Raw genomic sequence first — 14,374 nt, 5'->3', positions numbered from 1 at the left:
AAATGTACTATCTTTGGACAAATGAAGAAGCCTCAGTTTTTAATTGCAGCACCATCCAGCCATTCGGGCAAGACTACACTCACTTTAGGATTGTTGCACGCATTGCGTGAGCGGGGCATGCGGGTGCAATCCTTCAAATGTGGTCCTGATTACATAGATACCTTCCATCATAGCCAGGCTTCATGGCGGAGTGGTATCAACCTCGATACTTTTATGATGAGCGAAGCACATGTGAAAGAGATATACAGCTATTACAGCCATGATGCAGACGTTGCGATCGTGGAAGGTGTAATGGGCTTGTTCGACGGTGCTGTGAAAGCGGAGGGTAGCAGTGCTGCTGTTGCCATGCTGCTGGATATACCGGTGATACTGGTAGTGAATGCAAAATCAATGGCCTATTCTGTGGCACCGTTATTATACGGTTTAAAGCACTTCAACCCCGATCTGAAGATTGCTGGTGTGATCTTCAACTTCGTGAATACGGAGAGTCATTACCAGTTCCTGAAAGATGCCTGTGCAGATGTAGGGATTACCCCGCTGGGTTATATTCCCGTGAATGAAGAAATCAATATCCCTTCCAGGCATCTCGGTTTGATGATTTCCCCTGAAAATGATTATAAAGCCATTATCGCCCGGGCAGCGGCTCATATCAGTAAATCAGTCGATCTCGATCAGTTACTCGCAATGACGACTCAGGAAACGCCTGCATACAGGGATATATCCATACAGCCGTCCGGAAAATTAAAAATTAGTGTAGCCCGCGATCTCTCTTTTATTTTTACCTATGAAGAAAATTTTCGTGCACTGAAGCAACTCGGCAGCATTAATACCTTCAGTCCGGCAGATCTGTCCTCTTTGCCCGAGACGGATCTGCTCTACTTACCCGGCGGTTATCCTGAATTAAATCTATCTCTTTTAGAAGAGAATGTTTCAATGCGCAACGCTATCCGCGAATATTGTGCAAAGGGTGGTCGTGTAATAGCCGAATGTGGAGGTATGATGTACCTCGGAAAAGGGATCACCGATGCTGCCGGCCGGCGTTATGAAATGTGCGGCGTTCTTGATATCGAAACAAGTATGCAGAATAGTCGCCTTTCACTCGGTTACCGCAACGTACAATTTGGCAGTACCGTATTGAAAGGACACGAATTTCACTACTCACATGCTACAGAAAATACACCGGTTCCCACTATTGGCCAGGTAACGAATGCCCGTGGCAAGGCTGTAACAACACCCATTTATAAACAACAAAACGTGGTCGCTTCTTATATACATTTCTACTGGGGCGAAAACATTGAAATATTTTCATCACTATGGAACAGTTAAAACTCTTCATGATCCTGGCAGGATGCAAGCCTGCCGGCAGACATACTGAACAACATGACGTATTCTTCGGGATCGGTTCTTCCTTAAAAGAACTGGTACCCGCGCTGAAAGCCTTCTGGCCCGAAGCCAGGGGCAACCTGCACATTGACGGCTTCAGAGAAGTGACGTTGGTGGAAGATATGCAGGTACAGGTGATACCTCGTGAAGAAAAAGTAACAGGTGGTACACAACTCTACTTTATCAACCTCGGCGGGTACAAAGAAAATGAAATAGAAGAGTTTCATTACAAGCTTCTCTCTACCGGGAAGGAAAAAAATGAAGCATTAAAAAAAGCAAAGGCTACTGCATTTTTTAAGCATACCTCATTTCCCGGCGCTACCTCCCATATTGATGATAAGTATGGAGTAGATGTAGATGATTTTGCACTGATAGAAGAAATCCTTCCTGAAAATACCCGCGCAAAATATGCCCTGCAGTTATCACCCGCTGCCCCGGATGCAAAACCCGATCAGTTACACCTGGGATACTTCAGATTGGAACGCATTGTGAAAGGTGAGTACATGACTGACTAATGATTGGACAAAGAAAATGATCATAATATACGTACTGCAGGATTAAATAACAGCAATGAATGCATGCTATATTTAACCTTGACAATTCAATAGACCGCTGAGACGAATAAATTCGCTTTCAGCGGTTACATGTTGCTACCCTTTTCAGATAAAATAATAACAGGTGTAAGAATGAGCGGTGTTGGTCCAGAGCCTGTTGATGACTACCCGCACCTGGCATAAAGCAAACCTGCCCCTCTTTTAATCGTAGAATACCCCTTTGCAATAATTTTCCTGTTTTAAAATCCGCCGGAATTAATTTTCCGTATCTGATCATGTAGCCATCTACAATTGTCAAATAAGGAAGCTAATGGGCAATAACCCAACTCTTAATTAATTACATTTTATCTATGATAAGGAAAGCTCTTAAAATCCTGCCATGGGCAGGCGGTATCCTCGTGTGCCTGATCCTGGTGTTGGTCGTTCATATTTATCTCGTGACCAGACCTAAAGCACCTGACGCACATACACGTATCATGGCGAGAATGGATATTCAACAGGCGCTTACTCCTGAAGCAGGTGAGCAGATACAAGCGTGGTTGTATGCCCAGCCAGGTGTAGATCACGTTCTGGTAAATCCAACTTCACGTATTGCTGTATTTACCTATTCACCGCTGCAGGCCGATGCCAATGACATCATCAGCAGATGTAGCCAGTCTCTGCATTATACGACTACACGATTTGTGCCCAGCGCAGAAGATATGCAGAAAGGTTGTCCTGCAATGGCACAATCATTCACCGGAAAGATTTATCAACTCTTTCTAAGTAAAAGATAAATTTCATCAGTAAAAAATAGAAAATGAAAAACAACGCAGCACTGTTATTATTGGCTGGTATCTTCGGCACAGGCCTGTTCCTCACTTCCTGCAAGAAAGATTCAGACAAAACGGAAACAACAAAAACATTGTACGACTCTCTGGGAGGTTCTGTTATGGTGAATGACCCTGCTAACCCAGGTACTAAAATTCAACAGGGCCGTCTGGGCATTCGCTCGGTAGTAGATAGCACTATCTTCGTTATTGCAGCCGATCCGGAAATCAATGGTTTCTTTACAACCCTGCTGGCTGAAGTAACTGCCGGAAATACGAGTGGTTTCCAGGCTCTGAGCAAGAACCTGACTGATTTTGTATGCGTAGGTACCGGCTCTACAAGCTACACTTACGGCGGCAAAAGCATGACCGCAGCACATGATCCCGCTCAGAATTCACGCATGAATGGGAAAGCAGACAATGGCGATTTCGATGCTTTCCTGGCTGATCTCGTAAAAGGTGCAAAGAAAAATGGCCTGCCTGATCAGTTGATCGGTAGAGTAGGCGCCCTGGTAGAAAGTCTTCGTACACAAGTTGTACAGAAATAATCTGTTTTAATTAAACAAACAGGTGTCTCAACTGCGGTTGGGACATTTGTCGTTAAGGTCATCGGGTAGCTGGGAAGGCCTTCTCGCACGCAACATTTCCCGCTTACCCGAAGGTCCGGCTAATTTCTCTACTATAAAACCTGCTGCCAGCATCGCTCTTCTCACATCTCCCTTACTACAATAGGTAACCAATATCCCACCCGGCTCTAAAAATGAATATAATTTTTCAAATACCTCCTTCGTCCATAATTCGGGTTGTGCCGCTGGTGCAAATGCATCATAATAGATCAGATGAAAAGTTTGTAGGGGTGTTATTGCTAACAAAGATCCATGTGCTTTGTGTAAAGTAAACTGCTCAGAGATTTTTACATCCTCATTCCATGGATACTGATGCAAGGTATTACCATAACTTAACCCTGCTACTTCTTCGTCCGTCAGAGGAAACCGCTCTACCGAATAATAATATACAGGTGTCGTTGCATACTTCATCGTTAATAAGGCATTTAACCCTGTACCAAATCCCATTTCAAAAATTCTCACCAACGGTGCCTGCATTACCTGCAATCCTGCTTGTATAAATACATGCAGACTCTCCTGAATAGCACCGTGTGTACTGTGATACGTCACCTTCAGATCCGGAATAGCTATTGTATGTGATCCGTCTGCCGTGAGCAGTAACTCCCTTTTCATACCGTAAAGGTCTAAAAAAACGAGAAAAAACGATCTTCACATGTATTAAAAAATTCGCCACTATCCTCTTACTTTTGCCTCCGTCTATCGCCTTAAAAACCCCTTAAAAACAAACGCCTGCTATCCGTCCGCATTCCTACAGGTTAACTTCAGAATGACACGCTCATTATAACCTAAGAAAACCCAATCAAGCATGAAACACACTTACATCGGCGCCCTGATGCTCGTCAGTGCCCTTTTCTTTGCTGCGTGCGGCAAGGAGACCACCCAATCTGCCCCGGACACTCATTCCGCCACCTCCGCTATTGCTGCCACCGCTGATGCAGACCATACCGGTATGGTACTTACACCCGGCGGTTGGCGCCCATCCGAAAAAGTGAGCAGGATCGAACCCAACCAACACCTTGATGTTCAGGATGGCCGGTTAAGAGCCATCGACAACGCGACCGGCAAAGTGGCCAAAGACTTCGGCACTATCCACAGGGATGTCAGCGCTTTACCCGATTATCCCGGCAACGTGAACAGTGCTTCCCCCTTTGCCAGGGCGGTAAAACCCCTCAGCTCCGGCTGGATCGCTTATACCTACTGGAGTAACCCGGTGTCTACCCCCATTTCGTATTTCTCTACTACCTGGACTGTGCCGCCAGTACCGTCTACTTCTAATGGGCAAACCATCTTCATGTTTAACGGCCTTCAAAATAGTTCTTACATCCTGCAGCCCGTTTTACAATGGGGGCCTTCTGCCGCCGGAGGCGGCAATTACTGGGCCATTGCGAACTGGTACGTGGATGGCTCCAATGGTACCGCTATCTTTAGTAACCTCGTGAGAGTAAGTGCAGGCACTTCCCTTACAGGTATCATGACCCTCACCGGTAGTAATGGCAGTACTTACAGCTATACCTCCGCATTTTCCGGTTACCCCGGCATCAACATCTCTGTAAGCAATATCCAGAAGTTATACTGGGCTGCTGAGTCGCTGGAAGTATACTATCCCGTGGTTTGTACTGACTATCCCAATACCGCAAAGACCAGGTTCAGTAATATTCAGATCCAACTGCAGGGAGGTACACAGGCCGCGCTGTCATGGACAACAGCCAATGCCGTTACCGACTGCGGACAACATGCTACCGTTGTCTCCAACGGTACCCCCAATGGCATCGTAGATATCTACTATTGAGTCGTTAACTGAAAAGACGCCAAAGAGGGTGTACACGATCGTGTACACCCTCTTTTTTACCGGTAGAAGTTGTAACTCCTAACTAAAGACAGATCTAACCTCCTGTAAACCAATGTTTACTTATTTTTTCCCACTACGATTAAAACTTTTCCTTTTTGCGTAAATCAATACGCCTGTGTCTGGGTTAGTTTTGCTGGCCAAAAACCAAAGATATATAAACAGGACCCTTATGACGCAATCCTTTATTCGTTACACTTTTACTACAACACTACTCTTCTCGCTGCTACTCTGTTCCCTTGGGAACACGGCCAAAGCGGAAGAGTTCCTTTCCGCTATCAGGGGTAAAGTCATTACCGCCGACGGACAAGCTGCTCCCTTCGTTACAGTACAGATCAAGGGTACCGGTCGTGGTGTTGTAACAGATCAAAATGGCGAATTCATTTTCAAAAAAATAAAACCCGGCACATATACTGTACAGGTATCCCTGATCGGATATGAAACCGTAGAACAGGAGGTATTCGTAGAGGATGATAAGGTGGCACACGTTTCCATTCAGCTCAAAGCTACCAACCAGCAAATGAAAGAAGTGGTAGTTGTGGCGGATGCAAACAACTACAAGGTAAGCCAGCCTTCGCCGACACTCCGCATCACAACGCCCATCAAAGATGTGCCGCAAAGTATCGAAGTACTCACTGCCGATGTGATCCGTGACCAGGCAAGTTTTGATATGCAGGAAGATGTATCCAGGAATATCTCAGGTGGTATGCGCATCGGTCACTGGGACATTTATACTAAAATGCAGGCCCGCGGTTCCCAGCTTACCGCTTTTCGTAACGGGATGAACGTAGTGAGCAGTCCCTGGAGTCCACTCACCGAAGATATGAGCATGGTTGATCGTATAGAGGTGATCAAAGGCCCGGCCGGCTTTATGCTCTCCAGCGGTGAACCTGCCGGTCTTTACAACGTAGTCACCAAGAAACCTACCGGTTTGAGAGATAACAACGAAGTGTCACTCACCGTTGGTAGCTTTAACGCATATCGTGGCACACTGGACCTGGATGGCAAACTCTCGAAAGATGGCCGCCTGCTTTACCGCCTCAATGTAATGGGTACCCAGCGCGACTCTTACCGTGATTACGAATTTAATAACCGGTATTCTATCGCGCCGGTAGTAAAATACCTGATCGACGACAGAACAGCTGTTACGCTGGAATATAATCGCCAGTTTGTTCAGGAACAGGTAATAGGCAGCAACTATGCCTTCTCCAGGAAAGGTTATGCTGACTTACCCATTCACTTCACCACTGCCGATCCCAAACTGGATCCTACTAAAATTACTGACCAGAGCCTGACAGGTACATTCGAACACAAGTTTAACGACAACTGGAAATTCACCGCTCAGATCGCCTACCTGCACTACGATCAGAAAGGGCAAAGCATGTGGCCTTCCTATTTTTCCTCTTTTAATGACAGCCTGCTGCAAAGAAATATCGGTATCTGGGATGCACTGGCTATTAACCGTACCGGACAGATGTTCGTGAATGGCAGGTTCCAGACTGGTTCTATTACACACAACATACTTGCTGCTGTCGATATGAAGCGTAGCCAATATTGGGCAGACTGGAACCAGTCGCATGCACTTGGCGATACCAGCTTCAATATTTACAAGCCGACATATAATAACGTTACTCAACCTGTATGGGATCGTTCTAAGAACATCCGTGTTAGGGGTGTTGAATATGACTATGGTTATTATACCGAATACCTCCAGGATGAACTGGGTTTCCTGAACAATACCTTACGCCTTACTCTCGCCGGTCGTTACACCACCAACGTATATAATACACCTTACGCGATCACGAAAAATGAAAGCAAATTCACGCCGCGTGTAGGGCTGAGCTACTCTGTAAACAGCGGTATGAGCGCTTACTTCGTTTACGATGAAGTGTTTATGCAGAATGGGGGAACAGACTGGGAAGGTAAAACCTTCAAGCCTCTCACCGGTTCCAATATTGAACTGGGTGTGAAGAAGAACTGGTTCGGTGACCGCTTCAGCACAAACGTAGCTGTCTACCAGATCGTAAAGAACAATGTACTGGCGGCTGATCTGGAACATGAATCACCGACCGCAGGTTTCATCTATAGCCGCACCAATGGCCAGCAGAAGATCAAAGGCGTTGAAGTAGATGTAAAAGGACAACTGTTGCCCGGTTTGAATGTATTGATCAATTATGCTTACACCGATGGTCAGGTAACAAAAGATGCTTATAAGAACCTGGTAGGCAATTATATCTCCGGTACGGCGAAACATATCCAGAATACCTGGCTGAACTACCGCGTGAACAGAGGGGTAATGACAGGATTCTCCGTCTTCGCAGGCTATCAGTTACAGGTAGGCCGTATCGCAGGGCAGGTATATGATAAGTCTGAAAACTTCCTGCCTGACTATTTTCGTCTCGACGGAGGTATCGGTTATTCCATAAACAGGTTTGACATCAGGCTGAATGTAAATAACGTGCTTAACAAGTACCTGTATACAGGCGCACCTTCTTATGACAACAACGGCAACCATATATACTATTGGCAGGCCGAAGCAGGAAGAAATTTACGCGTATCCACAAGTTACCGTTTCTGATAACCATTTACTGACGAAGAAGAAAGTGTACTACGGTGCACTTTCTTCTTCAGTTTTAAAAGCAAACTCATGACCTTTAAGCAGATCTCTGGCAAATTACATTTATGGCTCGGGCTTGGTTCCGGGCTTGTTGTTTTAATACTGGGTATCACCGGTTGTTTGTATGCTTTTATTGATGAAATAAAACCGCTGGTCTATCATGACAGCATGTACATAACTGTACCAGCTAATGCGAAGCGCTTGCCCCTGGCTGACTTACAGGTCATTGCACAAAAAGCCATCGGCGAAGACAAAGCGCTGCAGGTAGCAGAAGTACCCACTGCACCGGATAGAACTGTTTACTTTCGTACGGTAAAAGTGAATGAAGACAAAATATTCTATAATAGTTCCCTCACTTACTTCTACAAAGTATATGTAAACCCCTATACGGGATCGGTGGTGAAAGTAGAGAATACAAAATGGGAATTTTTTAACGTGGTGGTCAACCTGCACGTAAACCTGCTGATGGGACCAAATGTTGGGAAAAAGATCATCTCCTGGAGTGTTGTCATCTTTGTGATAATGCTCATATCAGGGCTCATACTCTGGTGGCCAAAGAACAAGAGCGCTATGAAACAACGCGTATGGTTCAAATGGAAAAAGGATACTAAATGGAAACGTAAGAACTACGACCTGCATAATATCGCCGGCTTCTACGCAATGTTCATCCTGTTAATAATTGCTTTGACAGGACTGGTCTGGAGTTTTGAATGGTTTAACAAAGCGGTACAATGGACCGCTAATGGTGGTAAATCTGCACCGGAACTACCTGCACTGACCAGTGACACCCTGGACCTGCGCCCATATTCAATGGACAAAATCCTGCATACTGCTTTGCAACAGGATCCTACCGCAACGTCGCTGTTTGTAACTATACCTAAAAATAACAAAGCGGCTGTTTCCGTGTATGCCAGGAATGCCAACAAGCCCTATTTTACCAGTACAAGTACATTCTATGATCAGCATAGCGGGAAGCTGCTGAGAAGAAGTACTTTCAGTAGCCGGAACAACGGCGAGAAGGTACTGTCTTTTAACTATGATCTACACGTGGGTAGCCTGTTAGGTCTGCCCGGAAAAATGCTGGCATTCTTTGCCTCCCTCATTGCAGCTTCCCTGCCTGTGACCGGTGTATACATCTGGTGGGGCAGAAAAAACAAAAAGACGACAAAAAATAAAAAGCAGGCTCCCCGTAAAACGGCGATGAGCGTGCCTGCGTAAAACTATTTATCATGATGATTTTTGTTAACTTATTCCCTTATTATTAAGGGCCGCACTGCTGTATCCAGACTATTTTCCCGTCATATCTTTATCGGTTCAATAAGGTCATTATTTAACGTAACCAGAATAATGAACAAGACAGACATTATCCGTATCCTGCTGGCGGATGCACAGCCTGTGTACAGAGAAGGGATCAGAAGTCTGCTGGTTAGTCAGGAGAACGCCTATGTAATAAAGGAAGCGGGAAACACAGATGAGTTTCAAGAGGTGTTGCTATCATACTATCCTGATATATTGATCCTGGATTATAACCCGGCATTCTTCAATCCTGAAATAGTAAGTGCTGTGCCCGCAATGATTCCCTCATGCAAAGTGATCATAATTTCCAGTCAGCAAACGAAAGCACATATACTCCGCTCTCTGGAACTGAATGTATACTGCTATCTCACCAAAGAGTGCGGCAAGCAGGAATTGCAGGAAGCCATAACCGGTGCGTTAAAAGGACAAAAGAAATATGCTCCTTTCATAGTAGACCTGCTACTTGATGACAGAAGAAATCCTTCGTACAATACAACCATCCTTACCGGCAAGGAGACAGCTATTATACAGCACATCGCCGCCGGCAAAGCAAATAAGGAAATCGCAGCCGAAATGAATTTAAGCCCGCATACCATACATACACACAGAAAGAATATCATGAAGAAACTGAATGTACACTCAGCGGTAGGGCTTGCAAGTTTTGCCATCGAAAATAACTTAGTCTGAGAAAGACGGCCCATTATCCCGCTCATAAAGTTGCGCTTTTACCGAAAGGTGAAAGCGCTTTTTTTATTCCGCCTACCCTCAGGAGGGTATAGGGGTACCATATTTGTCTACCCTCATTTTACCCCACACAGGCGATTGCCAATCTATTATGGTATGCCTAGTTTTACATCACAGAAAAACTGCGCTTAACCCAGGATTTACCACATCAACAAAAACTATTTTATGAACACTGAAAAGGTATACGACTTTGCGGCTATCGGTGCAGGGCCCTTTAATATCAGCCTTGCCGCTATGACACAACCCATTAGCACATTGAATGGCATTTTTCTCGATCAGCGCGAAGGTTTCAACTGGCATCCCGGTATGCTGCTCCAGGATACCACCCTGCAGGTACCATTCATGGCTGATCTTGTCACGATGGCTGACCCTACCAGCCCGTTCAGTTTCCTGAACTACCTGAAAGAAGAAGGCCGCATTTACTCCTTCTATATCAGGGAGAATTTCAAAATCCTTCGCCACGAGTATAACAAATACTGTCAGTGGGCCGTGAAAAAGTTAAACAACCTGTACTGGAATACACGGGTAGATGATATCACCTGGAATGATAACCGGGACTACTATACGCTTGCGACAAACAGGGGGACTATTCATGCAAAGCGCCTCGTATTAGGTACCGGTACCGTTCCATACGTTCCTGCGATGTGTAAAGAACATATGAAGAACGCCATTCATTCATCTACTTACCTGGACAACAAAACGACCCTGCAAAGCAAGCGTAGTATCACCATCGTAGGCAGTGGCCAGAGTGCCGCTGAAATATACTACGATCTACTGCAGGACATAGACATCTACGGCTATCAACTCCACTGGATTACACGCTCACCACGTTTCTTCCCACTTGAATACAGCAAGCTGACCCTGGAAATGACGTCTCCTGAATATGTAGATTATTTCCATGCACTGCCTATGGAAAAGCGGGACCTGTTAAGCCGCAACCAACGCCATTTATACAAAGGAATTAATAACGATCTCATTGGCAGCATATTCGATCTGCTATATACAAAAAGGCTTCAACACGATATCACTGTATCATTGCGCACCAATTCAGCCTTGAAAAAAGTTGCCTACGATGATGGCTTCACACTGGACTTCTACCAGGAAGAAGTGGAGAAATATTACCGCCACCATACAGAAGGATTAATATTGGCGACTGGTTATCAATACAGTATGCCGGCTTTCTTAAATAACATTAAAGATAGAATTGCCTTTGATGAAAAAGGTAGATTTGATGTAGGCCGTAATTACAATATCGGCAAAGATATTTATGTACAGAATGCTGAACTCCATACACATGGGTTATCTACACCAGACCTGGGTATGGGTTGCTATCGCAATGCGATCCTGATTCGCGAGATGACGGGTAAGGACTACTATGCGATAGAAAAGAGAATAGCCTTCCAGCAATTTATGGTTACCGACGAAGAACAGATCCTGCATAATATTCCTGAACTGATGTAAATATGAAAGTGAGGAATTTCCTGATCATCATGACGCTGGTGGCGGTGGTGAGTGATTATCTATTGCATCCTTTTTACCCTCATTTCTTTAAATCCCAGTTTGGGATTACTGATCCCAAAGCTGTTGGCTTTTATTTCAGCACGGTTTGTGCAACCGTTATGGTTGCCTTCCCGATGTGGGCCTGGATCTCAAAAGGCCGGTCTGAATTACGGATTCTCGTATATACCCAGCTGATAGCAGGTGTATTGGCGGCCAGTTGCTTTTTTATTACGAGCTATGTACACTTCTGGATGGTGTCTTTATTGATCATTGTCTTTAAAGGAAGTTACCTGCTGGTATATCCATTTATTCTTCGCATTACAAAGAAGGAGGAACATACCAATATCATCAGCCTGCTGGCCGTGATCATTCACTGCGGCAGTGTACTGGGAGCTGTGTTTGGCGGCATGCTCATCGACTGGCTGTCTCCTGCATGGATCTTTATGGGGATGGCAACGGGTGACTTTATCCAGGCAGGCATGAGTTACTATTTGTTGCAGACTTCCGGGAACGAAGTTGTACCGCAGGCAACACCCGTACAGAAAGTCAGGACCAGTATCTGGCCGCAGGGCATGGTACTAAAGCTGGGTATTATTACATTGATTTTATACTTCAGTGATTTTATCATCCGGCCTTTCTTCGTAAGGTACTGGGAAAGTCTGACTACCAGCAACAGTAAGATCATTTCAGGTACTATATACGCCATTCCTGCTGTAGTGGCGATGATTGGCTTGTATGTAAATAAGAAGCGGCAGGGGCAGCGAAATGTATACCAGGGTATTATCTCCGCATTACTCTTCGGACTGGCCGGCTTGCTGCTGCAGGGCTATCCCATGGCAGGCGCCGTTTTTATTGGCCGCTGCATTTATGGCTGGTCCTTTTTTCAGGCAGCAGTACGCTTCGATGCATTGCTCTTCCATATAAGTGATCCTGTTGCGTATGCCATCGAGTACAGCAAGATCCACTTCTTTCAGAATATGGGCGTTTTAATCGCCAGTACAATGGCCGGGGTATTGGTAGACCAGTTTAGTCTGCGTATGCCTTTTATGGTCGCCTTTTCCGGCTTTGCCATCGTAACAATCCTCTATTATTATGTGGTCAGAACACAACCTGCAGATAAGGTTGTAATAGCACAAAACAATTAATTAATACCGCGCATTCCTCTTAATTAGCACACAATGAAAAATGATAGTATGAAACAACCCGCACAGGTAGTAGCCAATTTACAACCGTCATTATGGGCGCGTGCCAACCAGTTGCACGTCTGCAAAATTATCAGTGAATTCACCCATGAACTCCTGCTCGCCCCCGTATTACAATACCAGGAAAACGATTGGGGACATTACTCGCTCATCGCTCCTTCCGATGAAGAGATTGTATATACTTTCCGCGCCAGGATCTTAAGTTTAAATCACTGGTATATCGACAAAGCCTCTTTGAAGAAGTCTAAAGGGCAAATCGACAGCCTCCATTTTATCCTTGAATTTAAAGACGTGTTGAATATCTCCACAGAACAGTTGCCCAGCTACCTCGAAGAGATCACCAGCACACTTTACGGTAGCACCTACATGATGGCCAATCATACGCTCAGTGCAGCCGACCTCGTAAACGCAGGCTATCAAACCCTGGAGCATGCCATGAGCAGCGGGCATCCCTGTTTCGTAGCGAATAACGGTCGTATAGGTTTTGACGCAAATGATTACCGGGCATATGCGCCGGAAGCCGATGCCCCTGTTCACCTGATCTGGCTGGCAGGACATAAAAGCAGAACCGGGTATGCCGCTGTAGATAGCCTGCCTTACCAGTTACTCATGGAAAAGGAACTGGGGGAACGGACCCTTGCTGCTTTCAATAAAGTCCTGAGAGAAAAAGGCGTAGATCCCGCTGATTACTATTTCATTCCCGTACATCCCTGGCAGTGGTATAACAAATTGGCGATTGTATTTGCACCAGATATCGCCAATAACCTACTGGTTTGTCTCGGGGAGAGTCCGGACGAGTTCAGTGCACAACAATCTATCCGTACTTTCTATAATCTCAGCCACCCTGACAAGCATTACACCAAAACCGCAATAGGGGTGCTCAATATGGGATTCGTAAGAGGACTCACTCCATATTACATGGATAGTACACCGCCAATTACCGAATGGATCAAAACGGTAATAGCAGGAGATCCTTATATTAAGAAAATAGGATTCACCCTGTTGTGCGAAGTTGCGACCGTAGGTTATCGCAACTTCTATTACGAGCCGTTTGGCAAAACCTCCGCTTACAATAAAATGCTCGCTGCATTATGGCGCGAGAGCCCTGCCACAGTACTACAACCTGGGCAGCAACTGATGACGATGGCTGGTTTGCTGCATGTTGATTTCAATGGCAACGCTTTATTGCATGAATTGATCAAAGCTTCTGGTCTTAGTACAACAGATTGGTTAAGAAGGTATCTGCAGTGCTACCTCACACCTTTATTACATTGCTTTTACGAGCATGACCTGGTATTTATGCCACATGGAGAAAACCTGATACTGGTCATGGAGAACCATGTACCTGTCAGGGCGATCATGAAAGACATCACGGAAGAAATCGGCGTATTCAGTTACAAGGAGGAAATACCTGAAAAGGGCAGGAGGATCTGCGTGACAGTGCCGGAGGAGTTGAGGGCACTGAGCATCCTGACGGATATCTTTGATTGTTTCTTCCGTTTTGTAGGTCAGATCCTTGTAGAACATTGCGACTATGCGGAAGACAAGTTCTGGCAACTGGTAGCGTCTACTATACATGCATATCAGCAGGAGCATCCCAAACACGCGGAAAAGTTTGAACAGTACGACCTGTTCGCAGAAGAATTCATCCTGAGTTGCCTGAACAGATTACAGCTGCGGAACAATAAGCAAATGGTTGATCTGGCAGATCCGGCTGGTAGCCTGCAGTTAGCAGGAATGCTGAAAAATCCAGTGGCTGTGTACAAGCGGGCCGGGGTGCCGGTGTTGAATGCTTAA

Annotated in this window: 12 protein-coding genes; 11 read left to right on the top strand and 1 reads right to left on the bottom strand. The window is 45.4% G+C overall.

The window, feature by feature from the left end; all coding sequences use genetic code 11:
* The first annotated feature begins 21 nt into the window (after positions 1–21).
* The 4 genes from ABDW33_RS15705 (at position 22) to ABDW33_RS15690 (ending at position 3,294) form a co-directional block, all read left to right on the top strand.
* The gene (locus ABDW33_RS15705) at positions 22–1,326 is read left to right on the top strand and encodes a cobyrinate a,c-diamide synthase (protein WP_343691025.1); all 1,305 of its coding nucleotides are present in this window, start codon (positions 22–24) and stop codon (positions 1,324–1,326) included.
* Entirely contained in the window at positions 1,314–1,898 is a 585-nt protein-coding gene (locus tag ABDW33_RS15700) for a DUF1543 domain-containing protein (protein WP_343691024.1), read from the top strand. The genes ABDW33_RS15705 and ABDW33_RS15700 overlap by 13 nt, the downstream gene beginning before the upstream one ends.
* A 389-nt stretch (positions 1,899–2,287) precedes the next feature.
* Positions 2,288–2,713, top strand: a complete 426-nt coding sequence (locus ABDW33_RS15695) for a hypothetical protein (protein ID WP_343691023.1) — start codon at positions 2,288–2,290, stop codon at positions 2,711–2,713.
* A 23-nt stretch (positions 2,714–2,736) separates the two neighbouring features.
* Positions 2,737–3,294: a group 1 truncated hemoglobin gene (locus tag ABDW33_RS15690; RefSeq protein WP_343691022.1), complete on the top strand. Its 558-nt coding sequence runs from the start codon at positions 2,737–2,739 to the stop codon at positions 3,292–3,294.
* Between the two features lie 27 nt (positions 3,295–3,321).
* On the opposite strand, the gene mnmD is transcribed toward ABDW33_RS15690, so the two are convergent.
* Positions 3,322–3,984, bottom strand: coding sequence for a tRNA (5-methylaminomethyl-2-thiouridine)(34)-methyltransferase MnmD (gene mnmD / locus ABDW33_RS15685; RefSeq protein ID WP_343691021.1), 663 nt, complete (start codon positions 3,982–3,984; stop codon positions 3,322–3,324).
* 193 nt (positions 3,985–4,177) lie between these two features.
* On the opposite strand from mnmD, the gene ABDW33_RS15680 reads away from it, so the two are divergent.
* The 7 genes from ABDW33_RS15680 (at position 4,178) to ABDW33_RS15650 (ending at position 14,374) form a co-directional block, all read left to right on the top strand.
* A complete protein-coding gene (locus tag ABDW33_RS15680; protein ID WP_343691020.1) occupies positions 4,178–5,161 on the top strand; it encodes a hypothetical protein in 984 nt (327 codons plus the stop codon).
* A gap of 229 nt (positions 5,162–5,390) precedes the next feature.
* Positions 5,391–7,796, top strand: a complete 2,406-nt coding sequence (locus tag ABDW33_RS15675; protein ID WP_343691019.1) for a TonB-dependent receptor — start codon at positions 5,391–5,393, stop codon at positions 7,794–7,796.
* 69 nt (positions 7,797–7,865) lie between these two features.
* The gene (locus ABDW33_RS15670; protein ID WP_343691018.1) at positions 7,866–9,053 is read left to right on the top strand and encodes a PepSY-associated TM helix domain-containing protein; all 1,188 of its coding nucleotides are present in this window, start codon (positions 7,866–7,868) and stop codon (positions 9,051–9,053) included.
* 129 nt (positions 9,054–9,182) lie between these two features.
* Positions 9,183–9,818 carry a response regulator transcription factor gene (locus ABDW33_RS15665; protein ID WP_343691017.1) on the top strand — a complete coding sequence of 212 codons (636 nt, stop codon included), beginning with the start codon at positions 9,183–9,185 and terminating at the stop codon, positions 9,816–9,818.
* A 222-nt stretch (positions 9,819–10,040) separates the two neighbouring features.
* Positions 10,041–11,336, top strand: coding sequence for a SidA/IucD/PvdA family monooxygenase (locus ABDW33_RS15660; protein ID WP_343691016.1), 1,296 nt, complete (start codon positions 10,041–10,043; stop codon positions 11,334–11,336).
* A 2-nt stretch (positions 11,337–11,338) separates the two neighbouring features.
* A complete protein-coding gene (locus tag ABDW33_RS15655) occupies positions 11,339–12,520 on the top strand; it encodes an MFS transporter (protein ID WP_343691015.1) in 1,182 nt (393 codons plus the stop codon).
* A 33-nt stretch (positions 12,521–12,553) separates the two neighbouring features.
* Entirely contained in the window at positions 12,554–14,374 is a 1,821-nt protein-coding gene (locus ABDW33_RS15650) for an IucA/IucC family siderophore biosynthesis protein (RefSeq protein ID WP_343691014.1), read from the top strand.

Origin of the sequence: Chitinophaga sp. (assembly GCF_039596155.1) — a bacterium.
Classification (GTDB): Bacteria; Bacteroidota; Bacteroidia; order Chitinophagales; family Chitinophagaceae; genus Chitinophaga.
Note: the sequence above shows the minus strand (reverse complement) of the source record. Positions and strands in the feature narration are given on the sequence as shown.

Coding starts and splice junctions, on each gene's coding strand:
- ABDW33_RS15680 (WP_343691020.1), top strand. CDS start 4,178: ATGAAACACACTTACATCGGCGCCCTGATGCTCGTCAGTGCCCTTTTC.
- ABDW33_RS15675 (WP_343691019.1), top strand. CDS start 5,391: ATGACGCAATCCTTTATTCGTTACACTTTTACTACAACACTACTCTTC.
- ABDW33_RS15705 (WP_343691025.1), top strand. CDS start 22: ATGAAGAAGCCTCAGTTTTTAATTGCAGCACCATCCAGCCATTCGGGC.
- ABDW33_RS15650 (WP_343691014.1), top strand. CDS start 12,554: ATGAAAAATGATAGTATGAAACAACCCGCACAGGTAGTAGCCAATTTA.
- ABDW33_RS15690 (WP_343691022.1), top strand. CDS start 2,737: ATGAAAAACAACGCAGCACTGTTATTATTGGCTGGTATCTTCGGCACA.
- ABDW33_RS15700 (WP_343691024.1), top strand. CDS start 1,314: ATGGAACAGTTAAAACTCTTCATGATCCTGGCAGGATGCAAGCCTGCC.
- ABDW33_RS15655 (WP_343691015.1), top strand. CDS start 11,339: ATGAAAGTGAGGAATTTCCTGATCATCATGACGCTGGTGGCGGTGGTG.
- mnmD (WP_343691021.1), bottom strand. CDS start 3,984: ATGAAAAGGGAGTTACTGCTCACGGCAGACGGATCACATACAATAGCT.
- ABDW33_RS15665 (WP_343691017.1), top strand. CDS start 9,183: ATGAACAAGACAGACATTATCCGTATCCTGCTGGCGGATGCACAGCCT.
- ABDW33_RS15695 (WP_343691023.1), top strand. CDS start 2,288: ATGATAAGGAAAGCTCTTAAAATCCTGCCATGGGCAGGCGGTATCCTC.
- ABDW33_RS15660 (WP_343691016.1), top strand. CDS start 10,041: ATGAACACTGAAAAGGTATACGACTTTGCGGCTATCGGTGCAGGGCCC.
- ABDW33_RS15670 (WP_343691018.1), top strand. CDS start 7,866: ATGACCTTTAAGCAGATCTCTGGCAAATTACATTTATGGCTCGGGCTT.